A 24,496-nucleotide genomic window follows, 5' to 3' on the forward strand; every position below is an offset into this window, starting at 1 on the left:
CCCGGCGGGCCACACCCCCATGGCCGCGCTCAGGCCTTGAGCTGGTCGCGGATGGGCAGGCTGCGAATGCGCTTGCCGGTTGCGGCGAAGATGGCATTGCACAGGGCCGGGGCGAACGGCGGCACCGCCGGCTCGCCCACGCCGCCCAGCGGCATGTCGTAGCCGTGCTCGACCAGGTGCACCTTGATGTCGCGCGGCGCCTCTGACATGCGCGCGACTTCGTATTGGTGGAAGTTGGTCTGGTTGGTGCGCCCCTTCGCGAACGAGATCTCGCTGCGGGTAGCCAGGCTCAGGCCCATGATGCACGCGCCTTCGGCCTGGGCGCGCACGCGGTCGGGGTGCACCTGCGGCCCGCAATCCACCGCCACGTGCACCTGCTCCACGGCCAGGCTGCCGTCCTTGCCCACCGCCACTTCCACCACCGTGGCGACGTATGTCACGAAGCTGTAGCTGACAGCCAGCCCCAGCCCGCGGCCGGCTTCGAGTTTGCGCCCCCAGCCCGCCTCGCGGGTCGCCACCTCGACCACATGGCGCATGCGGCCGGTATCCAGCGGATAGGTGGCGGGCGACTCGCCATAGTTCCAGCCGTCGGACATGTCGGCGGGCGAGATCTTGCGCGGCGGGCCGATCAGTTCGAGCAGGTAATCGCGGTGGTCGCGCCCCAGCGCGTGGGCCATCTCGGCCGCGAAGCTCTGCACCGCGAAGACGTGCGGAATGTTCGACACGGAGCGGAACCAGCCGATGCGCGTATGCGCGGGCACCGGCACCGATTCGACCCGGAAGTTGGCGATGTCGAACGGGATGTTCACCGCCGACATGCCCAGCTCGAACGGCTGCTGGCCCTGCGCATTGGCGACAAAAGTAGAGCCGATAGTAGGCGCCGCGGTGCGGTGCAGCCAGGCCACCGCCTTGCCCTGCGCGTCGAAGCCGGCTTCCAGGTGTTCTACCGAGACGGTATGGAAGTAGTCGTTGGTGATGTCGTCTTCGCGCGCCCAGGTCACCTTGACCGGCTTGCCGTCCATGGCGCGCGACAGCAAGGCGGCCTCGACCACGAAGTCCGACTTCGACTTGCGCCCGAAGGCCCCGCCCAGCAAGGTCTGGTGCACGGTCACCGCCGCGGTGTCCAGGCCCAGGTGCTTGGCCACGTTTTCGCGCGTGCCGTAGGGCGACTGCACGCAGGCCCAGACCTCGCACTTGCCGTCGGCGACGCGCGCGGTGGCCGCGGGCGGCTCCATCGAGGCGTGCGCCAGGTGCGGCAGATAATATTCGGCCTGGATGCGCCGCGCGGCCCCCTGCAGCGCCTGCATGGCGTCGCCATCGTTGCGCACGGCCTTGGCCGGCTTGCCCGCGCCTTCGCTCAGCGTCTTGCGGAAGGCCTCGGAATCGTAGCTGGCGTTCGGGCCGTCGTCCCATTCGATCTCGAGCGCCTGGCGGCCCTTGAGCGCCGCCCAGGTATCGCGGGCGATCACGGCCACCCCGCCCAGCGGGGCGAACACCGGCGGAATGGGCCCGGCCGGGATCTCGATCACCTTGACCACGCCCGGCACCTTCATGGCGGCATCGGCGCTGTAGCGCTTGACCTTGCCGCCCAGCACCGCCGGCCGCGCCACCACGGCATACAGCATGTCGTCCAGGCGCGTGTCGATGCCGAAATGAGTGTGGCCGGAAACAATGGCCTGGATATCGGCGCTGCGCGTGCTCTGCTTGCCGATGTAGCGGAACTGTTCCGGGGTTTTCAGGCGCAGCTCGCCGGCGGCGGGCACCGGCAGCGCGGCGGCTGCTTCGGCCAGTTCGCCGTAGCCCAGCTTGCGTCCGGTTTTATCGTGGATGACCTCATGGTTGCGCGCCGCGACCTCTGCCACCGGCACGCCCCATTGCTTGGCGGCGGCGGCTTCCAGCATGCCGCGCGCGGCCGCGCCCACGCGGCGCATGGGCTGGAAGAAATGGCGCGTGCTGCGCGAGCCGTCGGTGTCCTGGTTGCCATAGCGGGGCTCGTCGCCGGGCGCCTGGATGACGCGGACCTTGTCCCAATCGGCCTCGAGCTCGTCGGCCACCACCATGGGCAGACCCGTGCGCACGCCGGTGCCCATTTCGGCGCGGTGCGCGATGATGGTGACGATGCCGTCGGCGCCGATCGACACGAACACGTGGGGATCGTCGACCGTGCCATGCGGCATGCCGTCGGCGCCATACTTCTTGTCGGCCTTGGCGCCTTCGGCGGCGCGCACGATGCCGCTGGCGCCCACCGACAGCACCAGGCCGGTCAACGCCCCGGCGGCCTTCAACCAGTCGCGGCGGGCCGGCGACGCGGGCAGGTCGCCGACCAAACCGGGCGCCTGCGGGAACATCCGGTAGAACTCGTTCATTTGGCGGCTCCCTGGGCGGCGGCCACCTGCTTGATGGCGGCGCGAATGCGCGGGTACGTGCCGCAGCGGCAGATATTGCCGCTCATGGCCGCGTCGATATCCGCGTCGGTGGGCTTGGGGTTGCTTTTGATCAGCGCCGTGGCCGACATGATCTGGCCCGACTGGCAATAGCCGCATTGCGGCACGCCGATCTCGGTCCAGGCCTGCTGCACGGCCCGGCCGACGGCGTCGTCGCCCACGGCCTCGATGGTGGTGATCTGCTTGCCGGCCGCCGCGGAAATGGGCGTTACGCAGGAACGAATCGGTGCACCGTCAAGGTGCACCGTACAGGCGCCGCACATGGCCATGCCGCAGCCGAATTTGGTTCCGGTCATGCCCAGGCGGTCACGAATGACCCACAACAGGGGCATGTCGTCGGGCGCGTCTATGTCTTGGGATTTGCCATTGATTGTCAAGCTGGCCATGGAGAGCTCCTTGGGCGGGAAAGACAAGGCGAGAAGACACCCATACTAGCGCAGCGCGGCGCGGCAGGCCACCGGACGCGAAAGCGGGCGGCCGACGTGTCGGCCCGCGACTGATGGGCCAGGTAGTATGCTGGCGCCCCATGCCGGCCGGGAAACCCAGCTTGCCGGCATACCCGCCAACCAAGCCGCCACGGCGCCATCGGAGCCGGCCATGGATCTACGCCAGCTGGAATATTTCGTCCACGTCGCCGAACTGGGCAGTTTCACCAAGGCCGCCGCCATTCTCGACGTAGCCCAGCCCGCGCTCAGCAGGCAAGTCCGCAGCCTGGAAATCGAACTGCGGCAGAACCTGCTGTACCGCAATGGCCGCGGCGTCAACCCGACCGAAGCCGGGCAGCGCCTGCTGGCGCACGGCCGCGGCATCTTGATGCAGGTCGAACGCGCGCGGCAGGAAGTCGAAGACACCCGCGGCGCGCCGATCGGCCGGGTCGTCGTGGGGGTGCCGTATTCGGTGGGCCGTCTCATCACGGCACCGCTGGCCACCCGGTTCAAGCAGGCCTTCCCCCAGGCCACGCTGTCGATGACCGAAGGGCTGACCGTGCACCTGTACGAATGGCTGCTGTCCGGCCGCATCGATGTCGCGCTGCTGCACGATCCGGTTCCCACGCCCGAACTCGAAATCATCCCGCTGCGCGAAGATCCGCTGTTCCTGGTAGAGCGGCGCGGCGCGGGCCCCGGCCTGCGTGGCTCGGTGCCCATGAAGCACCTGGCCAGCGTGCCGCTCATCATTCCCAGCCGCCCCCACCCGCTGCGCATGCAGGTCGAGACCCGGCTGGCCAATATCGGCAAGAAGCCGCGCATCGCGCTGGAAATCGACGCCGTCGGCGCGATCGTCGATCTGGTCGACCAGGGCCTGGGGCAGGCCATCGTCACGCTCAACGCGCTGCTGATCGCCCGCGCCGCGCCGGCGCTGTCCGCGCGGCGGATCGTGTCCCCGCGCATGACCAGCGTGCTGGCGCTGGCGACTTCTGCCGAACGCCCCAGCACCGCACTGGCGCGCGCCACCGCCGGGCTGATCCGCGGCTTTCTGCCCGACATCATGGCCGCGGCCGAAAAGGCATCGCCGCTGCTGCGGCGCCGCGCCAGCACACGCGACGGCTGACCGGGCTGCCGCGCCCGGCGGACGTCTCCGGCCTGATATTCCTGTTTCTCATAACAGCTAGACAGGAAATGCCATTTCGGTATCAAAGTGCAGCGATTAGCATTCGGACTCTGCGCAAGCAGCCGCAGCCGTAGCAAGGAGTCCTGCATGCTGATCACCGATACCCAGGTGCATTTCTGGGAGGCCCACCGCGCCGACCAACCCTGGCCCGCCGAAGAAATCGGCAAGAAAACATTCGTGGCGGTGCCCGGCGCCCGCCCGCATCGCGAAGCGCCGCTGCTGGCCGACGAGTTCCTGGGCATCATGGATGCCGCCGGCGTATCCAGGGCCATCATCGTGCCGCCATCGCCCGTGGGCGACAGCAACATCACCGCGCTGCGCGAGGCGCAGCGGCATCCGTCGCGACTGGGCATCATGGGGCGCTTCAATCCCGACGCCCCCGACGCGCGCCGGCAGCTGGAGCATTGGCTGGACCAGCCGCGGATGCTGGGCATCCGCATGACTTTCCACAAGCCCAAATGGAGCGGCTGGCTGGAGCCCGGCGCGCTCGACTGGTATTGGTCGGCGTGCGAACGCCTGGAGATCCCGTTGATGCTGTTCGTCCCCGGCGAGGTCGACAAAGTCGCCCCCATCGCGCGGCGCTACCCGGGCCTGACCATCGTGCTCGACCACATGGCGCGGGAAAGCCAGCTGCGCGACGACGCCTGCTTCGCCGACCTGGACCGGCTGCTGGCCTTGTCGCCGCTGCCGAACGTGTACGTGAAGATGTCGGCCGCGCCCTGCTACAGCAGCCAGCCCTATCCTTTCACGAATATCGCGCCCTACTTGCGGCGCATCTATGACGCGTTCGGACCGCGGCGCTGCATGTGGGGCTCCGACTTCACGCGGCTGCCCTGCACTTACCAGGAGTGCGTGGACCACTTCCGCATCGCCCTGGATTTTCTCGGCCCCGACGACAGGGAATGGGTCATGGGCAAGACGGCGGCGCGGGTGCTGCGCTGGCCCGAGCCCGCCGCGCAGCCAGGCTGAGACCTGGCGCAGGCCATCTCAAACGCATCCACACAGGAGAACTTTCATGAACAGCATATCCATCCGCACACTGGCAACAACGCTGGCGGCTGCCGGCCTGCTCGGCCTCGCGCCGCAAGGGGCCGCCGCCCAGGCGGCGGACACCTATCCCGACAAGCCGATCCATCTTGTGGTGCCCTTTCCGCCGGGCGGCGCGGTCGACATCCTGGGCCGATTGATCGGCCAGCACCTGGGCGAACAGCTGAACCAATCGGTAGTCGTGGAAAACCGCGCGGGCGCCAACGGCACCATCGCCTACGAGTACACCGCCAAATCCGCGCCCGACGGCTACACCATCCTGATCGGCAGCAACGGGCTGGCGACCAATACGGCGCTGTATCCCAGCCGGACCTTCTCGGAACTGGACTCGCTGGCCCCGATTGCCAAGCTGGGCTCGTCGCCGCTGATCATGATGGTGCCGTCCGGGTCCGCCTATCAATCGCTGAAAGACGTGACGGATGCCGCCAAGGCGGCCCCGGGCAAAGTCACCTATGCCTCGGCCGGCAGCGGCAGCTCTGCCCACCTGGGCTCGGAAATGCTGAAATCGGTTACCGGCACCGACATGCTGCACATTCCGTACAAGGGCGGCGCGCCGGCCATCATCGACCTGACCGCCGGGCGCGTGTCGTTCATGCTGCTGGATCCGCTGCAGGCCCTGCCCCAGGTCGAATCGGGGCGGCTGCGCGCCATCATGGTGGCCAGCCCCGAACGGCTGGCGCTGATCCCGTCGGTGCCGTCGGCCACCGATGCCGGCTATCCCAAGCTGGAAGCCTCGGTGTGGTGGGGCTTCGTGGCGCCCAAGGACACGCCCCGCCCCATCATCGACAAGCTCAACAAGCAGATCAATGCGGCGCTGGCCAAGCCGGACGTGCAGAAAAAGCTCGCGTCCATGGGCGTCACGGTAGCGTCAGGTTCGGCGGATGACTTCGGCGCTTTCCTGCACGGCCAGGCCGCCACCTGGGGCAAGCTGATCAAGTCGGCTCATATTTCGAACGAGTAGGCGCGCGACGCGCGGGCACCGCGCGCAGCAGGCGCCCCAGATGCCCGCTGTTGGCAAAGCCCAGCGCGGCGCTGACCGACGCCAGCGATTCGCCGCCCGCCAGCCGCGCCCGGGCGGCTTGCGCCAGCAGGGTGCGCCGCAAGTCCAGCGGCGTCAGCCCGTACTCTTGCAGGCAGGCGCGCTGCAGGGTCCGAACCGAAACGCCCAGGCGCGCGGCGGACTGCGTGATCGCCGGCAGCGGCCGGCTGTCTTCCAGCGCCAGCCGCAGGCTGTCGAACCACCGGCCGGCAAGATCGGCCAGGGGATCTTCTTCGAGCGCCAGCGCCCGGCTCGCGGCCAGTTGCCCGATCAGGGCGCGCACCAGGCTGGCCCGGGCGGCGGCCGCCAGGGCCGGCATCCACAAGGCATCCAGCATGGCCTGCGCCGCGCCATCCAGCTGCAGCGGCCCGCCGACCGGGCATTCACGCAGCAGATTGGCGGCCAGGTACAGTTCGCCATGCTGCTGGGCGGCGCCGGTCGACCGCGTGCTGTGCGGAACCTGCGCGGGCAGCAGCAGGGCCTGCCCGCGCGCCAGCCGCCCGCGCCGGCGCCCACCGGCCGTCTGCCAGGCGCTGTCCAGCGCCCCCGTGCGCGGCCACAGCAGCATGGCGCAGTCATGCACGTGCCAGTCGAATACATAGCCGGGCTGGCGGCTTGCCGCCAGTGCATAGCCATCGCATGCGATCAGATCGAGCTTCGAAGAAAGAGGAACGGCGCTGGCCATGACGGGATCTCCGGCGGCGCACCCTTGACGCCGCCTGCGGTTATCTTAAATCCGGGCGGCTGCCCCCGGGCATGCCGCGGCATGGGCATTTACCCGTGGCGGCCCCGCGGCTGTCGCATGCGGGATCATGTCCTGTCGCGCACAGGTTTGGGCCAGCCGCGCGCCGCGCATAGGATGCCTTCCTGAATCCACAGGAGGCCCCATGCCCAACTCATTCCGCCTGCTTGCCCTGGCGCTGGCCGCCGCGCCGTTGCTGGCCCAGGCACAAGCGCCCTGGCCGGACCGGCCGGTTACCGTGATCGTGCCGTTTCCGGCCGGCGGCGGCACCGACCTGGTAGTACGCACCCTGCAGCCCGCCCTGGCGCGTGAACTGGGTCAGACCGTCATCATCGAAAACCGCGGCGGCGCGGGCGGCACGGTAGGCTCCGGACAGGCCGCCCGCGCCCGGCCCGATGGCTATACCGCGCTGGCCGTCACCACCAGCACGCACGCCGTCAGCCCCAGCCTGTACCAGCACCTGCCTTACGACCCGTTGCATGATTTCGACTATGTGGGCTTCATCGGGACTTCGCCCTATGTGCTCGCGGTCCATCCATCGATAGGCGCGCGCAGCGTCGCCGGCCTGATCCAGGCGCTCAAGCAGCGTGGCCAGGCCAATTTCGCATCGGTGGGCGTGGGCACCGTATCGCACCTGCTGGGCGAGATGTTCCGCACCAAGCAGGGCCTGAGTCTCACCCATATCCCCTATCGGGGTGCGGCTCCCGCCTACACCGACCTGATCGGCGGACAGGTCGACCTGATGTTTGACAACCCGGTGGGCCTTGCGTCGTACGTGCTTGGCGGCAAGCTGGACGCTGTGGGCACCACCGCTGCCACGGACATTCTGCCCGGCGTGGCCACCTTTGCCGAGCAGGGTTTCCCGGGCTATACACAGCAGCTCTGGTATGGCCTGGCGTTTCCGGGGCATACTCCCCCGCAGATTGTCACCCGCATGAACCAGGCCCTGAACGCGGCGCTGAACGATCCGGCCATCGCCGCCGATCTTGCCGCCAAAGGTGTCCGCGCGCAGCCCGGCCCCTCCGGCGCGCTCGCGCAAGCGGTAAAGCACGACGTGCCGTTCTGGGGCGGAATCGCCAAATCGGTGGGAGCCCGCATTGACTGATATCCATGTCCCCGCCGCTCGCCGCCCGCCGCGCCCGCCTGCGCCCGGGCAGGCCATCCTGATCCGGGTATTCGTGGACCCGGCCGCCGGCGCGCGCGGCGGCAACCCCGTGCCGCTGGTGCTCGACGCGCGCGGCATGGCGAGCCAGGCCATGCAGGCGCTGGCCGCCGATTACGGCCACGAGTCCGCGTTCATCCTGCCGCCGGCCGATCCGGCCAGCGGCCACGATTGGCGATTCCGCTTTTTCGTGCCCGGCCACGAAATGGAGATGTGCGGGCACGCCACCGTCGGCACTCTGTGGGCGCTGCGCCAGTGGGGCTGCTGGCGGCGTGCGGCGGCCCGCATCGAAACGGCCAGCGGCAGTGTCGACGGGATCTGGGACGAAGCCGGCCAGCGTGCCTGGATTTCGCAGCCCCCCGCGCAGCTTGCTCCGCTGCCCGCGGCGGCGCTGGCGGACATCGCGCGGGTACTGCGCATCGACCCGGCCACGCCGGGTCTGCAAGCCGTCAACGCCTGCACCAGCCGTGTGAAAACGCTGGTGCGCCTGCCCGGCGCCGCCGCGCTGGACAGCCTGGCGCCTGACTTCAGCGCGGTGCCGGCGCTGTGCGACGCGCTGGAATCCACCGGCCTTTACCCTTATGCACTGGCGGAGGGCCACGCCTGCGCCCGGCAGTTCCCGAAATCGTCGGGCTACCCCGAAGACGCGGCCACCGGCATTGCGGCCGCAGCGCTGTGGGGCTACCTGCATCAAACCGGCCGGATCGACCCCCGCCAGCCCTGCACCATACGCCAGGGTATTGCGATGGGGTCGCCGTCGGCCATCGAGCTCAGGGCGCGCGACGATGCGCCAGGCTGCTGGCTGAGCGGCGCGGTGCAATGGCAGGACTGACCCGGCGGCGGGCGGCCTGCCGCGCCGGACCGGCCCGCTGATAACATGGCCGCCTGCCTTCACCGAACAGGAATACCCGGCCATGACCCAGCCCGCACGCCGCACCGGCCCGCCCCGCCTGCTCGCCGCCCTGGCGTTCGCGCTGGCGGCAGGCACGGCGGCGGCCGCCCCTGCCCAGCAGCCTTCTCCGTACCGCCCGATCACCGCCCAGGAACTCTACGACGGCATCATGAGCGGCGGCCTGGCATCCTGGGTAAAAGACCCCGCGCAGCGCACCATGCTGTCCACCCTGATGGCGACCTCGTACATACTCGGCATCGCCGACACCGCCAACGGCAAGCAATGGTGCCCGGCTTCAGACCTGGACATGGAAGCCATGCCGGCGCCGGTGCTCGACTACCTGGGCGATCTTCCCGAAGCGCGCCGCTCGGAAGGCGCCGCGGGCATCGTGGTCGAGGCCCTGGCCAAGGCATATCCCTGCAAGCACTGAGCGGGCGTCGCCTGCAGGTGCAGGCAGGGCGAACAACAATCTACTTGGCGGGCTTGCGCAGGTATTCCCAGGTCTTGCACTGCACCGACGAATGCTCGCCATGCTGGAACGTGCGGCAATCGGTGCCGGCCCTGGCCACGCCCTTCCGGAACGGAAAGGCGAAGTCGTACTTCGCGGGGATCACGATGTTCAAGGCTTCGTCAAAAAAGCCCATCTTCCCCTTGTCGACGAACCGGGCCAGGCCCTCCTCGAAGTAGTCCGGGCCGTTGTCGAAGATGTAAGGCCGCAGCACGGGGCGCCGGTCGCGGTCGATATACACCCAGCCCTTGCTGTCCTGGACCAGGGCGTGGCCGTGGCGGCCGTAGTCCTGGGCGCGGGCCGGCAAGGCCGCCGCGGCCAGCAGCGCGGCGGCAAGCATCGCAAAGTGCATCTTCATGGGGTCGGTACTCGATGGGTATTGACGCGCATGGCGCATTGCAGCCCAGCGTACCACCGCCCTGGACGGCCCGCGGCCGCTTCACGCGGCCCCGTGCAGCGACCGGAAGCTCAACATATCCTCGATGCCGAACCTGCCATTCTCGCGGCCGAAGCCCGACAACCCCCAGCCGCCGAAAGGCGTGGCCAGGTTCTGCGCGGCGCCGTTGATCACCACCTGGCCGGTCTTCAGGCGGCGGGCGAACGACACTGCCCGCGCCGGATCGCCCGACCACACCGCCCCCGACAGGCCATAGCCCGACGCGTTGGCCAGGTCCGCGGCCTCGTGCTCGTTTTCGTAGGTCATCAGCGCCACCACCGGGCCGAACACTTCGCGCCGGGCGATCTCCATGTCCGGGCTGACGTTCGAGAACAAGGTCGGCGCCACGAAATAGCCCCGGGACAAACCCGTCGGCCCGCCCATCACGCACATGGCGCCCTGCTCTTGCGCGCGGGCGATCATCGCGTTCACGTGCGCATGCTGCGCGGCGGTCGCCACCGGCCCCAGGCGCGTGGCCGGGTCCAGCGGATCGCCCAGCACCCAGCCGGCGGCCGCCTGCTGGAACCGCGCAATCGCTTCGTCGCGCAATGGCCGGGGCACCAGCAGCAGCGACTGGCTGACGCAGGCCTGGCCCGAGTTGGCCAGCCCCATCCGCGCTGCCGCCGGAATCGCGGCCGCCAGGTCGGCATCGTCCAGCAGCACCGCGGCCGACTTGCCGCCCAGTTCCAGTGTCACGGGCGTCAGCCTGGCAGCGGCGCTGGCCATGATGCGCTGGCCCACCGCGGTCGAACCGGTGAAACTGATCCGGTCCACGCCGGCATGCGTCACCAGGTATTCACCCACATCGGCATCGCCCCACACCAGGTTCACCACGCCCGCGGCAAGCCCGGCTTCGTGCACGGCCTGCATGAACGCCCATGCGGCGCCCGGCGCCACCTCGCTGGGCTTGACCACGATGCTGCAGCCCGCCGCCACGGCGGCGGCGACCTTGGCCACGATCTGGTGCACCGGAAAATTCCATGGCGTGATGGCCGCCACGACGCCGCCGGGCACACGCTCCACCAGCCCGTTGCCGACGCGTTCTTCCCACGTTATTTGCGACAGGCCTTCGATGGCGAAGTCGAGGCCCTTCAAGGGCATCGACATCTGCATCAGCCCACCCAGCCACACCGGACAGCCCATCTCGACGGCCAGCAATGCCGCGATCTCGTCCGCGCGCGGCTCCAGGGCGGCCTTCAGCCGCCGCAGCGCCGCCTCGCGCTCATCCAGGCGGCTATGCCGCCATGCCTCGAAGCCGCGCCGCGCGCTCTTGATCGCGGCGTCCACGTCGCCCCGGCCACACAACGCCACCTCGGCGCACGCGGTTTCGCTGGCGGGGTTCACCACGACATGGCGGCGCCCCTCCGCTACCGAAATGAACCGGCCGTCCGCATAAAAGTGGTCATAGATGTTCATGGCCGGGCCTCGCCCAGGGGATTGACCGGCGCCGCCGGGCCTGTCATGCCTTTCATCGGCTGCAGGCGCAGCAGGTGCCAGGGGCTGGGCACCACGCCGATCCGCACTTCGATCATCACCGGCCCTTGCGCCGCCAGCGACGCCTTGACCGCCGCGCCCAGCGCCTGCGGCGTGCCGACCTGCTCGAACGGCACGCCGAAGGCCCGCGCCAGCGTGCCGAAATCGGGATTGGCCAGGTCGACTGCCACCTCGGCGCCGAATTCGCGCTTCTGGATGGCGCGCACATTGCCGTAGTGCCCGTCGTTGAACACCACCAGCGTCACCGGCAGACCATAGCGCTGGGCCGTGGCCAGTTCCTGCAGGTTCCAGCCGAAGCCGCCGTCGCCGGTAATAGACACCACGCGGCGCCCGCGCCCGCCGACTGCGGCGCCCAGCGCCACTGGGAACCCGTAGCCCAATGTGCCCTGGTAGCCCGGCCCGATGTAGGTGCGCGGTCCGTACACGGGAAAGGCGATGCGGGCCAGGTAGCCCACCTGCGTCAGTTCATTGACGAAGATCGCGTCGTCCGGCATGGCCGCGCGCAACTCGCTGACATAGGCCGACTGCGGCATGATCGCGTCGATCTGGCCCTGCGCCCAGGCCTTCACGCGCAGCGCGTCCGCTTCGGGCAGCGCGCTGCGCGGCGCCAGCCGCTCGGCCAGCCGGGGCAGCGTCGTGGCGGCATCCGCCACGATGGCCACATCGGGCGCCCGGGGCGGCGACAGGTCGGCGGCGTCGATGTTGATATGAATGAACCGCAGTCCGGGCCTGGCCGGCCAGGAAGCCGTGGGCGTCAGGGCATCGATGAAGCGGCTGCCCACCACCAGCACGGCGTCGGCATGCTGGAACACGGCCCGGCCGGCCAATGAATTCATCGCCAGCGGATGGCGGTCGCTGAGCGCGCCGCGGCCGTTGTCGCTCATGACCACCGGCGCGCCGATGCGCTCGGCCAGCGCCTGCAGCGCCTCGCAGCCGCCGGCCTGGAAAACGCCGCCGCCCGCATAGATCACCGGCAGGCGGGCCGCGTTCAGAATCGCCGCGGCCCGGTCCAGCACGGCGTCTTCTACTGGCGCCGGCGCGGCTTCGGCATCGGCGCCGCTCTCCGGTGGCATATCGGGGCCGGGCAGCGCCGCGCTCAGGTAATCGTGCGGAATCTCCATGCCGACGGGGCGCGGTCGGCCGGTGTGCAGCTGCGCGAAGGCCTGGTCCACCGCGGCGCCGATCTGCTGCGGCGCATGAACGAACGTGTTCCATTTGGTCAGGCCCGCCACGAAGCCGGTCTGGTCTTTTATCTCGTGCAGCAGGCCCAGGCCCCGGCCGACGCCCGCCGAATGGATCTGCCCGGTAACGAACAGCACCTTCGAATTCGACGCATACGCAGTGGCCAGGCCCGCCCCCGCATTCAATGCACCGGGCCCCGGCACCACCATGGCCGCGCCGACCTCGCCGCTGGCGCGGTAGTAGCCGTCCGCCATGTAGGTGGTGGTCTGCTCGTGGCGCGGCACATACAGCCGGATTTCCGCGCCGCGCTGGCGCAGCGCGTCGACCGCCCAATCGAGCTGAATGCCCGGAATCATGAACAGATCGCGGATTCCGTTGCGAATCAAGCCGGCCGCCAATGCCTGGCCACCCGTATTAGTCATGCAAGACACTCCTGGTTGAACATGCATCTTCAGTTGCGCGGGGCCGATATCGACTGCAGCAGCTTGCCCCAGCGTTCCGACTCGGCATGCGTAAACGCGGCGAACTGCGCGGCGTCCGCATAATCGGGCTCGGCGGCCAGGCCGATTACCTGCTGCTGCACGGCCGGCTTGGCCAGCGCATCGCGCACCGCGTCCGCGATCTTGCCGGCGATGTCGGGCGGCAGCTGGGCAGGCCCGAACAATCCCATCCAGGCGGGCGCGTCGTAGCCCGGCAAGCCGGATTCGGCAAGGGTCGGCAGGTCGGGGGCCACCTTGGTGCGCTGCGCGCTGGTCACGCCCAGCGCCACCAGCGCCCCGGCCTTCACATGCGGGTAGGCCGAGGTCAGGTCCACCACCGCCAGGCCGATCTGGCCGCCCAGCACGTCGCTGACGGCGGGGCCGCTGCCGCGATATGGCACGGCGCTCATCTTGATGCCGGCCATTTCCCCTACCAGCTCGCCCGACAGGTGCTGCGCCGTGTACTGGCCGGGCGTGCCGTAGATCAGCGGCTCGGCCGGATGCTGCTTCGCCTTCTGGATCAAGTCTTTCAAGCTGGCGTAGCCCGTGCTTTTGCCGGCGATCATCACCAACGGGATATTGGCCAGCTTCGCCACCGGCGTCAGGTCCTGCTCGGGTTTCAGCGGCGAAGCTCCGGGGCGATGCGGATTCACCGCAATCGCGCCGGTCGCGCCCATGCCCAGCGTATACCCGTCGGGCTTGGTGTGGGACACCATCATCAGCCCCACGGCGCCGCCGCCCCCTGGCTTGTTCTCGACCACCACCGGCTGGCCCAGCGATGCCGACATGTCCTTGGCCAGCACGCGCGCGATGCCATCGGCCGAAGCGCCGGCGGCGAACGGCACGATCAGGGTGATCGGCTTGGAAGGGTAAGGCTGCGCGCCGGCCGCGTGGGCGCCCAGCAGCGACGCAAGGCCCAGCGCCGCGGCCGTGAAACGGGTGATATTCATGTTGTCTCTCTCCTGTATGGCTATGTTGTTATTGAAGGGCGCCTGCCGCCCTCTCCTGCTCCAGTGCCCGCAGCAGCCGGGCATTGTTGTCCTGCGTCCCGATCGATATGCGCAGCCAGGCCGGCAGCCCGTAGCCCGCCACGGGCCGCACGATCAATCCGTGCGCCTCCAGGCGGCGCGCCAGGGCTGCGCCGTCGCCCACCTGCACCAGCACAAAGTTCGCCGACGACGGCACATACCCCAGCCCCAACCTGTCGAACCCCTGGCAAAGCTGGCCGCGGCCCGCGGCATTCACCCGCACGGTTTCGGCCAGGAAATCGCCGTCATGCAGGGCGGCCACTGCCGCGGCCTGCGCCGGGTGCGTCACGGAAAACGGGGCCCGCAGGCGATGCAGCACGGCACTGACCGCCGGCTGCGCAATTGCGTAGCCCACGCGCAGGCCGGCCAGCCCGTACGCCTTCGAGAACGTGCGCGTCACGATCAGGTTGGGATGGGCCCGTACCCAGGCCAGCGAATCGCCGGCTTCGTCGGGCCGCAGGTATTCGCGATAAGCCTCGTCCAGCACCACGGCGATACTGGGCGGCACGCGCGCCAGGAAGGCGGCGATATCCGCCGGCGGCAGCCGGGTGCCGGTGGGATTGCCGGGGTTCGCGATATAGATCACGCTGGTAGTGGGCGTTACCGCCGCCAGCAGCGCATCCAGGTCCACCACGAAACCGGGCGAGGCTGCCACCAGCGGCTGCGCGCCCAGGCGCTGCACCGCATTCACGAAGGCCTGGAACGAATAGGCGGAATACACCGCAGAGCGGCCCGGCGACAGCCAGGCCGACGCCGCCATGCCCAGGATGCTCTCCGAGCCCGCGCCCACCACGATCCAGTCGCGCGGCACGCCCAGCGCCTGGCTCAATGCCTCTACCAGCAGCGTGCAATCGTTGTCGGGGTACAGCGAAACATCGATGGCCGACTCCGCCAGCGCCCGGATGGCCTTGGGGCTCGGCCCCAGCGGGTTCTCGTTCGATGCCAGCTTGGCGATGCGGGCGGGCGGCATGTCCAGGCGCCGCGCCAGGTCCTCTATGGGCAGGCCCGGAACATAGGCCTTGAGCGCCGCGATGTGCGCCGGCACGTTGGGGGTGTAAGACATCTGTGCGGCTCTACTGTTCAGGGTTGAATCCGGAATCGCGGATGACCGGCGCCCACTGGCGCAGCTCGGCTTCCTGCAGCCGCGTGAACTCGGCGCTGGGCAGGTAGGCCGACTCGATGACCAGCTTGTTCAGCCTGTCGACAAAGGGCGGGTCGGACAAGGCCTTGCCGATGGCCTCGTCCAGGCGCCTGACCGTCTCCTGCGGGGTGCCGGCCGGCGCATACGCGCCGAACCAGCCCTGCACATCCAGCCCCTTGATGCCCTGCTCTTCCAGCGTGGGCACCTCGGGCGCCAGGCGATAGCGCTTCGGCGTGAATATGCCCAGGATGCGCAGCTTGCCGGTGCGGTGGTATTCGATATGGTCGATCAGCGTGTCGATGCCGGCCACCACATGGCCGCCCAGAATGGCGTTGAGCAAGGGCGCGCCGCCCTTGAACGCCACGTGCGTCCACTGCACGCCGGCCGCCTTGGCATACATCAGGCCCGCGAAGTGCGACATGCCGCCCGCCGATGAAGAGCCATAATTGGCCTGCCCGGGATGCGCCTTCAGCCAGGCGGCCAGGTCGGCGGGCGTCTTGATCGGCGACGCCGCGCTGACCGACAGCGCGATGGGATAGGCGATCAGGCGCGACACCGGTACAAAATCCTTGCGCATGTCGTATCCCAGCGTCTTGGCATACACCAGGGTCTGGATGGTGGTCAGCGCATTGGGCGCAATCATCACCACGCTGCCGTCGGGCGGCGAATGCTTGACGATGCCGGCCGCGATGCGGCCGCCCGCCCCCGGGCGGTTCTCGACGATGACGTTGGCGCCCAGGTTCTCTGCCAGCGGCTGGGCCAGCAGCCGCGCCACCGTGTCGACGCTGCCCCCCGGGGGGTAGCCGACGATCAGCTTGATCGTCTGCGGCATGGGCGGCTGCCCGGCGGCAAGGCAAAGGCTGCTGCCGGCCAGCAGCAGCCCAAGCGCCCCCAGGGCGCGGTAAAACCGGCTTATCTTGGACATGCGACTTCCCCTTGGTTTTGATACAGTCTGGTACCAGCTGCCAGCGTTATCATCGCGACGCCCCCGCCCCTCGGTCAACGGCACTTCCGACATCGCGATCACTCTACGGAATCGCCCGGGCCCCGCATGACACTTCAACAGCTTCGCGACTTCATTGCCGTCATCGAGCACGGGGGGTTCCGTGCCGCGGCGCGCGCGCTCAACGTGTCGCAGGGCGGGCTGACCAAGAGCCTGGCCCGGCTGGAAGACGATCATGGGGTCTGCCTGCTGGCGCGCGACGCCAAGGGCCTGGAACTGACGGCGCACGGCGAAGAATTCCTGCACCTGGCCCGGGCCACGGTGCTCGAGGCCGACCGCGCCTCGCAATGGCTGTTCAAGACCGGCGCGCAGCAGCGTCCCACCATCAACATCGGCATCTCGATCGATCCGGCGCTGCGCCTGGCGCCCACCGTGCTGAACGACTTCCGCAGCCGCAACCCCGACGTATCGCTGCAGATCACCCAATCGGTGGCCAGCGACCTGCTGCTGCAAGTGCGCGACAACCGCATCGAAGTCGCGCTGGTGCGCATCCCGGCCGGCCTGCAGTCCGACGACCTGCACGTCGAAGCGCTCTACCAGGCCAGGCCCGCCATTCTGGCCCGCGCGGGCCACCCCCTGGCCCGGGCCCGCTCGGTCAGCGAGCTGATCCAGTGCGACTGGATCGTGGTGGGCTCGGCGCCCGACCGCGGCACCGAAGACGCCAGCCTGACCGAACTGTTCGACGACGCCCAGCTCGGGCGGCCCCGCATCGCCGCCTATTCTTCATCGCTGTTCGACACCGTTTCGATGCTGATGGAATCCGACTGCCTGGCCCGACTGCCTCGCGTGGTGCTGGATCACCCGCTGGTGCAGGGGCGGCTGGTCGCCATTCCGGTGGACGACCCGCCGCGCCCGTACACGATAGGCATCGTGTACAAATCGGGCCGGCGCCTCAGCCGCGAAGCGCAGCGGCTGTGCGCCATGCTGGCCTCGTACGCGCGCATTGACAGGGTCCAGGAAAGGCCATAATGCCCACGCGAACCGTCGCGATCGCCATCCACGACGGCGTCCAGGCGCTGGACGTGGCCGGGCCGGTGGATGTCTTTCACGAGGCCAACGGATACCTGCCCCCGCAAGACCGGTACGAAACCGTGCTGGTCGCCGCCGACCGCAGCCCCCTGCGGGCCTCGAACCGCATGCAGATGCTTGCCGACCTGGCCTTTGAAGATGCCGGGGCCGGCTTCGACATCCTGCTGGTGGCCGGCGGCCCCGGCCTGCCCGAGGCGGAGCCGGACCCCCGGTTCGTCGAATGGATCCGCGCGGCCTCGCAGCGGGCCGGCATTTATGGCTCCATTTGCACCGGAGCCTTCGCGCTGGGCCATGCCGGCCTGCTCGACCAGCGCCGGGTCACCACGCACTGGCAGAATGCGTCCAGGCTGGCGGCGCGCTTTCCGCGCGCGCGGGTCGAACCCGATGCCATTTACGTATGCGACGGCAGGCTGGTTACCTCGGCCGGCGTCACCGCCGGCATCGACCTGGCCCTGGCGCTGGTCGGCCAGTGCCACGGCCCGGCAATCTCGGTGGCGGTCGCCAAGCGGCTGGTGGTGGTGGCGCAGCGGCAAGGCGGGCAATCGCAGTTCAGCCCGTACCTTAGCGCCCCGGCCGACCCGGTGTCGCCGGTGGCCCGCATCCAGGCCCACGTCATGGCGCACATCGGCGGGCGGCATACCCTGCAATCGCTGGCCGCCGAAGTCGGCATGAGCCCGCGCAGCCTGGCGCGCTATTTCGTGCAGGAAGCCGGCATCACGCCGCATGAATTCGTGCAGCGCGCCCGCATAGACGCCGCGCGCATGATGCTGGAAGCGGGCGAACGCCCGCTGAAAACCATCGCCTACGACTGCGGCTTCGGCACGGTGGACAGGATGCGCATCGTGTTCGGCGCACGGCTGGGCGTGACGCCGGCGCAGTACCGGGCCAGTTTCCGCCGGCGCGGCCCGTAGGGGGCCGCGCCGGCGCGGGGCTACAGGCCCAGCGCCTTGGCGACGCCCGCGCCATAGGCCGGGTCGGCCTTGGCACAGTTGTCGACGTGGCGCCGCTTCACTTCCAGGCGCGCATCGCCCATGGCGCGCGCCGTGTTCTCGAACAGCAATTGCTGCTGCGCGGGAGACATCAGGCGGAACAGATTGCCCGGCTGTTCGAAGTGGTCTTCATCGACGCGATGGTCCCAGTGGTCGGCCGCGCCGTCCAGGGCCAGCGGCGGCTCTTGCAGCGACGGATCGTTGCCGATCCAGGCGCCCTTGCTGTTGGGCCAGTAGTTGGTAGTGGCGCCCAGGTTGCCGTCGGTGCGCATGGCGCCATCGCGGTGAAAACTGTGGAAGGGACAGCGCGGCGCGTTGACCGGGATGTGATTGAAGTTGGCTCCCAGGCGGTAGCGCTGCGCATCGCCATACGAAAACAGCCGCCCCTGCAGCATGCGGTCGGGCGAAAACCCGATGCCCGGCACCACGTTGGCCGGCGAAAACGCCGCCTGCTCCACTTCCGCGAAATAATTGTCGGGATAGCGGTTCAGTTCCATTACGCCCACTTCGATCAACGGATAGTCGCCCTTGGGCCATACCTTGGTCAGGTCGAACGGGTTGTGCTTGTGACCGCGGGCCTGCTGTTCGGTCATGACCTGGATGAACAGCTTCCAGCGCGGGAAATCGCCGCGATCGATGGCTTCCAGCAGGTCGCGGCCATGGTTTTCGCGGTCGTTGGCGATGATGGCTGCCGCTTCCTGGTCGGTAAGGTTCTCGATGCCCTGCTGGCAGCGGAAATGGAACTTCACCCACACGCGTTCGTTGGCGGCGTTGATCATCGAGAACGTATGGCTGCCGAAACCGTGCATATGCCGCAGGGTTCTGGGAATGCCGCGATCCGACATCACAATGGTGACCTGGTGCAGCGCTTCGGGCAGCAAGGTCCAGAAATCCCAGTTGCTGTCGGGCGAACGCAGGCCGGTGCGCGGGTCGCGCTTGATGGCGTGGTTCAGGTCGGGGAAGCGCAGCGGGTCGCGGAAGAAGAACACCGGCGTGTTGTTGCCCACGATGTCCCAGTTGCCTTCTTCGGTGTAGAACTTCACGGCGAAGCCGCGGATGTCGCGCTCGGCGTCGGCCGCGCCGCGTTCGCCAGCCACCGTGGAAAAGCGCATGAACAGCGGCGTTTGCTTGCCCACCTGGGAAAAGATTTTTGCCTTGGTGTAGCGGCTGATGTCATGCGTGACCGTGAACGTGCCGTGCGCGCCCCAGCCCTTGGCGTGCATGCGGCGCTCGGGGATGACTTCGCGGTCGAAGTGGGCCAGTTTCTCGATCAGCCAGATGTCTTGCAGCAGCGCCGGGCCGCGCGGGCCCGCAGTCATGGTATTGAGGTTGTCGGCCACCGGAGCACCGGTGGCGTGGGTCATGGCAGGCAGCGCATCGCCGTTGGGTGTTTGCTTATCGGTCATTTTTGATACTCCAATAAATCCGGGACTCGGCTACCGGCTGCAATCAATTCGGCCAGGCCGAGTTGAGGATGATAGAGCAGAAATTCATCCTCTTATAGCCGGGATCTTTCAATGCAAGCACGTCGGCCTTGACGTTGCCCAAGGTCGTCTGCGGTTTGTGCCGGATGCCCGCCGCGAAGTGGTCGATGATGCTTTCCTTGAAATCCGGTTCGCGCGGATGATGGCGGCAGACGTGGTCGCGCTGGTCGTGCGTGAAGTCATGGAATGCCATGCCCAGCACGTCCATCTCGACGCCCGCCGTCACCAGGGCGATGGTGGGCCGCATGTGCTCCGGAATGCCGGGTGTGGTGTGCAGCGCGATGGCGGTCCATACGTCTTCAATATCGCGTTCGGCCACGCCGTGGCTTTTCATGAAATCGCGCGCCGCATTGGCGCCGTCGACCTCGAAACGCAGGTCGGGGCTGGCGTGGGGTTGTGTCAGTCCCATGTCATGAAACATGGCGCCCAGGTAAAGCAGTTCCGGGTCGTATTCCAGGCCGCGCCGCTGGCCGGTCAGCGCCCCCCACAGAAACACCCGCCGGCTGTGGTGGTAAAGCAGGTCGTCTTCGGTGTCGCGCACCAGTTCGGTCGCGGCGCGCGCGATGGCGCTGTCGGGAATGCGGATGCCGGCAATGATTTCAGCCATGGGAATGCTCCTGGGTCGGTCGGCCCCCGGCGCGCCGCGCCGGTCAAAAGCCATGTGGATCGGATGCGCCGCCAGACAGCCCGGCGCCTGGATGAATTTCAGCATCCGCCCAAGCGCCGGACAATGCACGCACGACCACGGATCAGGACAAGCGGACGTCGTTTCGCGCCAGGGCATGCGCGCATGCCCTGATGCGCACATAGAATTTCCCCACACCGATTGATTGCGGGCCGGCCCATCTTCGGTGTCCAACCTGTTGCCGCCCTGCCGCGGCCAGACCGAAACCCAACGAGGTCCCCATGAGCATCAAAGCTTCCGCCAAGCCCGCCCAGAGCCTGCTGAGCCCGCACGACCACGCCCTGATCCTGATCGACCACCAGTCGGAAATGGCGTTCAACACCAAATCCATCGACGTGACCAACCTGCGCACCAATACGGCCATCCTGGCGAACACCGCCAAGGGCTTCAAAGTGCCGGCCATCATCACGACCATTTCCAAGGACACTTTCGCGGGCCCGCTGTTCGACGAAATTACCGAAGCCTTTCCCGACGCCGAGGTGATCGACCGCACCACCTCGAACGGCTGGGAAGACGAAAACCTGATCGCGCGCATCAACGCCACCGGCAAGAACCGCCTGGTGATGGCCGGCCTGTGGACCTCGGTGTGCTGCAACGGCCCCGTGCTGTCGGCCCTGGAGCAGGGCTACGAAGTCTACGTGGTCACCGACGCCTGCGGCGACTGCACCGCCGAAGCCCACGAACGCGCCGTGCAGCGCATGGTCCAGGCCGGCGCGCGCCCGATCACCGCGCTGACCTACCTGCTGGAACTGCAGCGCGACTGGGCGCGCGTCGAAACCTATGACTTGACCACGGGCATCGCGCGCAAATTCGGCGGGGCCTTCGGGGTAGGCATCCAGTACGCCAAAACCATGCTCGGCAATCATTGAATATTGCCGGACCGTGGCGCCGGAAGCCGGGTAAATGGCCCTACGCCAGCCACCCGGCCAGCTGCGCGGCGCACAGCACCACCGCGCCGCACCCGATTACCAACAACGGATTCAGCCGCGAGCAGCTCATCAAGAGGGTGGCTGCCGCCGCAATGCCGCGCGCCCACCAGCCGCCTTCCAGCGCCATGAAAAGCACATATACGGCGGCCAGAATCATGCCCGCGGCAATGGGCCGCAGGCCCGCTTCGAGCGCCAGTTGCCAGCGCGCCCCGCGGTGGCGCCGCCACAGGTAGGCCACGCCGTAGATCAGGAAGGCCGTGGGCGCGAAAATCGCCAGGGTGGCGACCACGGCGCCCCAGAAGCCGCCCACATCCCAGCCGATCAGGGTCACCAGCAGCGAGCCCGGGCCGGGCGCGAGGCGCGCAATGGCAAAGGTGTTCAGAAAATCCTGCGCCGTCATCCACTGGTGCACATCCACCACCTGCCTGTGGATCTCGGCCACCGTGGCCTGCCCGCCGCCTATCGTTACCAGCGACAGCGGCGCGAACACCGCCCACAGGCTCCAGAGCACGCTGCCCATCTCAGGCCTTTTCTCCGCGCAGGCGGCCGTACTCGATGGCCACGCTCAGCGCGCCTTCCCCCAGCACCACCCACAACAGAGGCCATTGCAGCAGTCCGACGGCAATGAACGTGGTGGCCAGGAACACCATGGGCAGCACGCGGCGCGGCACCCGGCGCGCCGCCGTGATGGCCATGCTGGCCGACAGCCCGATGGCCGCCGCGGCCGCGCCCGCCAGCGCGATGTTGGTCAGCGGGTATTGGGTGAAGGCGGCGAACACCGCCGCCAGCATGACGATGAAAATGGCCGGCGGGACAATGATTCCCGTGAACCCGGCCACCGCGCCGCGCGCGCCGGCCAGCCGGTAGCCGATCCAGATCGCCATGTTCTTCACATTGACCCCCGGCAGCGCCTGCGACAGCGACAGGCCGTTCAGGAATTCCTCTTCGCTCATCCAGCCGCGCGTTTGCACGAATTCGCGGAACAGCCAGCCGCTGAGCCCGCCGCCGAAGCTGGTCAGGCCGATACGGGAGAAAATAAGAAACAGGCGCCAGGCAGTGGGCCTGGGCGCCGCGTCGGAATCATGGACAGGCATGGTCGAGGCACAGGAAACCGGATGCGGCCCGGCCGGCAGCCGGTTCATTCCGTAAATGTTGATACATCCACGATTATGGCGCAACGTGGATAACAAATACCTGTCTTTGCCCTGTCGCCGGCGGCATGGCCCGGTTTGCCGGCCCGCGGCGTTCCCCAAAACGGGGCGCGCACGGCCATTTTCGGACTTCCAGTAAACTCCAGAAGCCGTTTCGACATCATCCAGCAACCTGTAGAAGCCGCGCAAGGCGGGGCCTGCCGCTCCCGAGCCAGAAGGGTTTCCCCCCGGCCATCGCGACGCGCGGCATCCGCCCAGTACGAGTATCCACAATTCTAGAGACCTGGCCGCGCCTGTATTGGTCCAGTTCTTCTATTTTTGACTAGGCCAGTTCTCATGAACAGTTCTCCCGTGCGACGTGAGCGAGGTCCCCTGGTATGGTCACTGCCCCTTGACGAGCGCCACCCCGGCGAACCCCTGCAAAGCTGGCTCTATGAAGGCATCCGGAAGGCCATCGTGGCCGGGCGCCTGCCGCCGGACAGCCTGCTGCCCGGCTCGCGGTCGCTGGCGCAGCATTATGGCGTGGCGCGCGGCACCGCCCAGACGGTCTACGATCGATTGCTGTCCGAAGGCTATCTCGACGCCCGGCCAGGCAGCGGCACACGGGTCAGCGCGCTGCTGCCCGAGCTGCGCGTCACGCCGCCGCCGGCCCAGCCGTCGGCGCCGGGACAGCGCCGGCCCGAACCCATCGGCCAGTGGGCCGCCAAACTGGCCGGGCTGGAACCGCCGTTTCCCATGAACGTGGCCGGGTCCACGCCCTACCCTTTTGCCCCGCACCGGCCGGACGTCAGGAATTTTCCCATCGACATCTGGCGGCGCCTGCAGGCGCGGCAGCTGCGCGCCTCGCGCATCGATTCTCTGTGGCCCACCGACGGGCCCGGACATCTGCCGCTGCGCCAGGTGATCGCCCAGCAACTGGCCATCTCGCGCGGGCTCAGCACCCAGCCAGAACAGATCATCATTCTGGGCAGCGTGCAGCAGGCCCTGGACCTCTGCATCCGGCTGGTCACTACCCCGGGCGACGCCGTCTGGATGGAAGACCCCGGCTACAACGCCGCGCGGCAGCTGCTGCTGGGCGCGGCGCTGCGCGTGGTCGACGTGGGCATCGACGAGCACGGCATGCGCGTCGAAGACGGCATCAGCCGAGCCCCTGACGCGCGCCTGGTCTACACCACTCCCTGCCATCACTCGCCCTCGGGCACGGTCATGTCGCGCGAGCGGCGCATGCAGATGCTGCAATGGGCGGCCGAGACCGGCGCGCTGATATTCGAAGACGACTACAACAGCGAATTCAGCTTCTCGGGCAATCCGATATCGGCGCTGGGCAGTTTTCCGGGCGCCGAATCCCGGGTCGTATTCGCCGGCACCTTCAGCAAGCTGCTGTTCCCGGCCATCCGCATCGCCTATATCGTGTGCCCGCCCCACCTGGTCGACGCGTTCACGCGCGCGGCTTCGCTGACTTTGCGGCAGACCAACTGGCCGCTGCAGACCGTATTGGCGGAATTCATCCTGGAAGGCCACTTCGACCAGCATGTGCGCCGCATGCGCAAGATCTACGTGGCGCGCGCCCAGGCCTTCCACCACGCCGCCCAGCGGTATTGGCAGGGGCTGATCGACGTCGACCGGCCGCACGCCGGCCTGGACACCGTGGGCCGGCTGGTGGACATGGACGAGGCCACGGCCCTGCGGCGCCTGGCCAAGGCCGGCGTCATGGCGTTCCCCATGGGCAAATACACCGGCTCTCATACCGCCGCGCCCGCGCTGGTCATGGGGTTTGCGCCCTTTACCGAAACCGAGATCGACAACGCCGCCCGCGTGGCGGCCGACGCGTTGCGCCAGCCCGACGCCTGAACACGCCGGCGCGCGCTTCCCGGGCCCGCCGGCCGGCGCCCGCGGCCTTTTATCGTCTTTCCTCATCTCATCAACAGACCGGCTGATCCGCGTTAAGTGGACTAATCACGCAAAGCGTAATCGGATCAAGACACGCTGACCGCGATATCGAAGAATGGGCACTCCATTCATCC

The 24,496-nt window shown here is 68.3% G+C and carries 23 protein-coding genes; 10 read left to right on the plus strand and 13 right to left on the minus strand.

Annotated features, from left to right (window positions below):
- Positions 1-29 precede the first annotated feature (29 nt).
- Complete coding sequence (locus tag J2P76_RS18985) at positions 30-2,366, minus strand: xanthine dehydrogenase family protein molybdopterin-binding subunit (protein ID WP_207409411.1); 2,337 nt, start codon at positions 2,364-2,366, stop codon at positions 30-32.
- Positions 2,363-2,830: a (2Fe-2S)-binding protein gene (locus tag J2P76_RS18990; RefSeq protein ID WP_207409412.1), complete on the minus strand. Its 468-nt coding sequence runs from the start codon at positions 2,828-2,830 to the stop codon at positions 2,363-2,365. Before J2P76_RS18990 ends, J2P76_RS18985 begins: the two co-directional genes overlap by 4 nt.
- Before the next feature lie 211 nt (positions 2,831-3,041).
- On the opposite strand from J2P76_RS18990, the gene J2P76_RS18995 reads away from it, so the two are divergent.
- The 3 genes from J2P76_RS18995 to J2P76_RS19005 all read left to right on the plus strand — a co-directional run bounded on the left by J2P76_RS18995 (position 3,042) and on the right by J2P76_RS19005 (position 6,060).
- Positions 3,042-3,992 (plus strand): LysR family transcriptional regulator, encoded by a 951-nt coding sequence (locus tag J2P76_RS18995; RefSeq protein WP_207409413.1) that lies wholly within the window; start codon positions 3,042-3,044, stop codon positions 3,990-3,992.
- Between the two features lie 147 nt (positions 3,993-4,139).
- Positions 4,140-5,021 carry an amidohydrolase family protein gene (locus J2P76_RS19000; RefSeq protein ID WP_207409414.1) on the plus strand — a complete coding sequence of 294 codons (882 nt, stop codon included), beginning with the start codon at positions 4,140-4,142 and terminating at the stop codon, positions 5,019-5,021.
- Between the two features lie 46 nt (positions 5,022-5,067).
- Positions 5,068-6,060, plus strand: coding sequence for a Bug family tripartite tricarboxylate transporter substrate binding protein (locus J2P76_RS19005; protein ID WP_207409415.1), 993 nt, complete (start codon positions 5,068-5,070; stop codon positions 6,058-6,060).
- Here the strand turns inward: J2P76_RS19005 and J2P76_RS19010 are convergent.
- Positions 6,032-6,823 carry an AraC family transcriptional regulator gene (locus J2P76_RS19010; RefSeq protein WP_207409416.1) on the minus strand — a complete coding sequence of 264 codons (792 nt, stop codon included), beginning with the start codon at positions 6,821-6,823 and terminating at the stop codon, positions 6,032-6,034. The genes J2P76_RS19005 and J2P76_RS19010 overlap by 29 nt on opposite strands.
- Before the next feature lie 202 nt (positions 6,824-7,025).
- On the opposite strand from J2P76_RS19010, the gene J2P76_RS19015 reads away from it, so the two are divergent.
- The 3 genes from J2P76_RS19015 to J2P76_RS19025 all read left to right on the plus strand — a co-directional run bounded on the left by J2P76_RS19015 (position 7,026) and on the right by J2P76_RS19025 (position 9,364).
- On the plus strand, positions 7,026-7,985 hold the full coding sequence (locus tag J2P76_RS19015) for a tripartite tricarboxylate transporter substrate-binding protein (protein WP_207409417.1): 960 nt from the start codon (positions 7,026-7,028) through the stop codon (positions 7,983-7,985).
- Complete coding sequence (locus tag J2P76_RS19020) at positions 7,978-8,874, plus strand: PhzF family phenazine biosynthesis protein (protein ID WP_242697617.1); 897 nt, start codon at positions 7,978-7,980, stop codon at positions 8,872-8,874. Before J2P76_RS19015 ends, J2P76_RS19020 begins: the two co-directional genes overlap by 8 nt.
- Positions 8,875-8,956: 82 nt before the next feature.
- Entirely contained in the window at positions 8,957-9,364 is a 408-nt protein-coding gene (locus J2P76_RS19025; protein ID WP_207409418.1) for a Rap1a/Tai family immunity protein, read from the plus strand.
- 40 nt (positions 9,365-9,404) lie between these two features.
- Here the strand turns inward: J2P76_RS19025 and J2P76_RS19030 are convergent, their stop codons facing one another.
- The 6 genes from J2P76_RS19030 to J2P76_RS19055 form a co-directional block, all read right to left on the minus strand.
- Complete coding sequence (locus J2P76_RS19030; protein ID WP_207409419.1) at positions 9,405-9,800, minus strand: WG repeat-containing protein; 396 nt, start codon at positions 9,798-9,800, stop codon at positions 9,405-9,407.
- Positions 9,801-9,881: 81 nt separating this feature from the next.
- Positions 9,882-11,294, minus strand: a complete 1,413-nt coding sequence (locus J2P76_RS19035; protein ID WP_207409420.1) for an aldehyde dehydrogenase family protein — start codon at positions 11,292-11,294, stop codon at positions 9,882-9,884.
- Positions 11,291-12,976, minus strand: coding sequence for a thiamine pyrophosphate-dependent enzyme (locus J2P76_RS19040; RefSeq protein WP_207409421.1), 1,686 nt, complete (start codon positions 12,974-12,976; stop codon positions 11,291-11,293). Before J2P76_RS19040 ends, J2P76_RS19035 begins: the two co-directional genes overlap by 4 nt.
- A gap of 29 nt (positions 12,977-13,005) precedes the next feature.
- The gene (locus J2P76_RS19045; RefSeq protein ID WP_207409422.1) at positions 13,006-13,983 is read right to left on the minus strand and encodes a Bug family tripartite tricarboxylate transporter substrate binding protein; all 978 of its coding nucleotides are present in this window, start codon (positions 13,981-13,983) and stop codon (positions 13,006-13,008) included.
- Between the two features lie 28 nt (positions 13,984-14,011).
- Entirely contained in the window at positions 14,012-15,124 is a 1,113-nt protein-coding gene (gene hisC / locus J2P76_RS19050) for a histidinol-phosphate transaminase (protein ID WP_207409423.1), read from the minus strand.
- 10 nt (positions 15,125-15,134) lie between these two features.
- On the minus strand, positions 15,135-16,127 hold the full coding sequence (locus J2P76_RS19055) for a Bug family tripartite tricarboxylate transporter substrate binding protein (protein ID WP_207409424.1): 993 nt from the start codon (positions 16,125-16,127) through the stop codon (positions 15,135-15,137).
- A 126-nt stretch (positions 16,128-16,253) separates the two neighbouring features.
- Between J2P76_RS19055 and J2P76_RS19060 the strand changes: the two genes are divergently transcribed.
- Both J2P76_RS19060 and J2P76_RS19065 read left to right on the plus strand, forming a co-directional pair.
- Positions 16,254-17,174, plus strand: a complete 921-nt coding sequence (locus J2P76_RS19060; protein ID WP_207409425.1) for a LysR family transcriptional regulator — start codon at positions 16,254-16,256, stop codon at positions 17,172-17,174.
- Positions 17,174-18,145, plus strand: a complete 972-nt coding sequence (locus tag J2P76_RS19065; protein WP_207409426.1) for a GlxA family transcriptional regulator — start codon at positions 17,174-17,176, stop codon at positions 18,143-18,145. Before J2P76_RS19060 ends, J2P76_RS19065 begins: the two co-directional genes overlap by 1 nt.
- A 20-nt stretch (positions 18,146-18,165) precedes the next feature.
- On the opposite strand, the gene J2P76_RS19070 is transcribed toward J2P76_RS19065, so the two are convergent.
- A complete protein-coding gene (locus J2P76_RS19070; protein ID WP_278253184.1) occupies positions 18,166-19,629 on the minus strand; it encodes a catalase in 1,464 nt (487 codons plus the stop codon).
- Positions 19,630-19,672: 43 nt separating this feature from the next.
- The gene (locus tag J2P76_RS19075) at positions 19,673-20,314 is read right to left on the minus strand and encodes an HD domain-containing protein (RefSeq protein ID WP_207409427.1); all 642 of its coding nucleotides are present in this window, start codon (positions 20,312-20,314) and stop codon (positions 19,673-19,675) included.
- A 299-nt stretch (positions 20,315-20,613) separates the two neighbouring features.
- Here J2P76_RS19075 and J2P76_RS19080 point away from each other — a divergent pair, with 299 nt between their 5' ends.
- Positions 20,614-21,261: a hydrolase gene (locus J2P76_RS19080; protein WP_207409428.1), complete on the plus strand. Its 648-nt coding sequence runs from the start codon at positions 20,614-20,616 to the stop codon at positions 21,259-21,261.
- A 40-nt stretch (positions 21,262-21,301) separates the two neighbouring features.
- On the opposite strand, the gene J2P76_RS19085 is transcribed toward J2P76_RS19080, so the two are convergent.
- On the minus strand, positions 21,302-21,841 hold the full coding sequence (locus J2P76_RS19085) for a chromate transporter (RefSeq protein ID WP_207409429.1): 540 nt from the start codon (positions 21,839-21,841) through the stop codon (positions 21,302-21,304).
- A gap of 1 nt (position 21,842) precedes the next feature.
- Positions 21,843-22,415, minus strand: a complete 573-nt coding sequence (locus J2P76_RS19090; protein ID WP_207409430.1) for a chromate transporter — start codon at positions 22,413-22,415, stop codon at positions 21,843-21,845.
- A gap of 393 nt (positions 22,416-22,808) precedes the next feature.
- On the opposite strand from J2P76_RS19090, the gene J2P76_RS19095 reads away from it, so the two are divergent.
- Entirely contained in the window at positions 22,809-24,323 is a 1,515-nt protein-coding gene (locus J2P76_RS19095) for a PLP-dependent aminotransferase family protein (RefSeq protein WP_207409431.1), read from the plus strand.
- Positions 24,324-24,496 lie beyond the last annotated feature (173 nt).

Origin of the sequence: Bordetella petrii, assembly GCF_017356245.1 — a bacterium.
GTDB classification, from domain to species: domain Bacteria; phylum Pseudomonadota; class Gammaproteobacteria; order Burkholderiales; family Burkholderiaceae_B; genus Bordetella_A; species Bordetella_A petrii_D.

What these genes read in the sequence shown, in the direction of transcription:
- J2P76_RS18985 (WP_207409411.1), bottom strand. Translation starts at nt 2,366, where the DNA reads ATGAACGAGTTCTACCGGATGTTCCCGCAGGCGCCCGGTTTGGTCGGC.
- J2P76_RS18990 (WP_207409412.1), bottom strand. Translation starts at nt 2,830, where the DNA reads ATGGCCAGCTTGACAATCAATGGCAAATCCCAAGACATAGACGCGCCC.
- J2P76_RS18995 (WP_207409413.1), top strand. Translation starts at nt 3,042, where the DNA reads ATGGATCTACGCCAGCTGGAATATTTCGTCCACGTCGCCGAACTGGGC.
- J2P76_RS19000 (WP_207409414.1), top strand. Translation starts at nt 4,140, where the DNA reads ATGCTGATCACCGATACCCAGGTGCATTTCTGGGAGGCCCACCGCGCC.
- J2P76_RS19005 (WP_207409415.1), top strand. Translation starts at nt 5,068, where the DNA reads ATGAACAGCATATCCATCCGCACACTGGCAACAACGCTGGCGGCTGCC.
- J2P76_RS19010 (WP_207409416.1), bottom strand. Translation starts at nt 6,823, where the DNA reads ATGGCCAGCGCCGTTCCTCTTTCTTCGAAGCTCGATCTGATCGCATGC.
- J2P76_RS19015 (WP_207409417.1), top strand. Translation starts at nt 7,026, where the DNA reads ATGCCCAACTCATTCCGCCTGCTTGCCCTGGCGCTGGCCGCCGCGCCG.
- J2P76_RS19025 (WP_207409418.1), top strand. Translation starts at nt 8,957, where the DNA reads ATGACCCAGCCCGCACGCCGCACCGGCCCGCCCCGCCTGCTCGCCGCC.
- J2P76_RS19030 (WP_207409419.1), bottom strand. Translation starts at nt 9,800, where the DNA reads ATGAAGATGCACTTTGCGATGCTTGCCGCCGCGCTGCTGGCCGCGGCG.
- J2P76_RS19035 (WP_207409420.1), bottom strand. Translation starts at nt 11,294, where the DNA reads ATGAACATCTATGACCACTTTTATGCGGACGGCCGGTTCATTTCGGTA.
- J2P76_RS19040 (WP_207409421.1), bottom strand. Translation starts at nt 12,976, where the DNA reads ATGACTAATACGGGTGGCCAGGCATTGGCGGCCGGCTTGATTCGCAAC.
- J2P76_RS19045 (WP_207409422.1), bottom strand. Translation starts at nt 13,983, where the DNA reads ATGAATATCACCCGTTTCACGGCCGCGGCGCTGGGCCTTGCGTCGCTG.
- hisC (WP_207409423.1), bottom strand. Translation starts at nt 15,124, where the DNA reads ATGTCTTACACCCCCAACGTGCCGGCGCACATCGCGGCGCTCAAGGCC.
- J2P76_RS19055 (WP_207409424.1), bottom strand. Translation starts at nt 16,127, where the DNA reads ATGTCCAAGATAAGCCGGTTTTACCGCGCCCTGGGGGCGCTTGGGCTG.
- J2P76_RS19060 (WP_207409425.1), top strand. Translation starts at nt 16,254, where the DNA reads ATGACACTTCAACAGCTTCGCGACTTCATTGCCGTCATCGAGCACGGG.
- J2P76_RS19065 (WP_207409426.1), top strand. Translation starts at nt 17,174, where the DNA reads ATGCCCACGCGAACCGTCGCGATCGCCATCCACGACGGCGTCCAGGCG.
- J2P76_RS19070 (WP_278253184.1), bottom strand. Translation starts at nt 19,629, where the DNA reads ATGACCGATAAGCAAACACCCAACGGCGATGCGCTGCCTGCCATGACC.
- J2P76_RS19075 (WP_207409427.1), bottom strand. Translation starts at nt 20,314, where the DNA reads ATGGCTGAAATCATTGCCGGCATCCGCATTCCCGACAGCGCCATCGCG.
- J2P76_RS19080 (WP_207409428.1), top strand. Translation starts at nt 20,614, where the DNA reads ATGAGCATCAAAGCTTCCGCCAAGCCCGCCCAGAGCCTGCTGAGCCCG.
- J2P76_RS19085 (WP_207409429.1), bottom strand. Translation starts at nt 21,841, where the DNA reads ATGGGCAGCGTGCTCTGGAGCCTGTGGGCGGTGTTCGCGCCGCTGTCG.
- J2P76_RS19090 (WP_207409430.1), bottom strand. Translation starts at nt 22,415, where the DNA reads ATGCCTGTCCATGATTCCGACGCGGCGCCCAGGCCCACTGCCTGGCGC.
- J2P76_RS19095 (WP_207409431.1), top strand. Translation starts at nt 22,809, where the DNA reads ATGAACAGTTCTCCCGTGCGACGTGAGCGAGGTCCCCTGGTATGGTCA.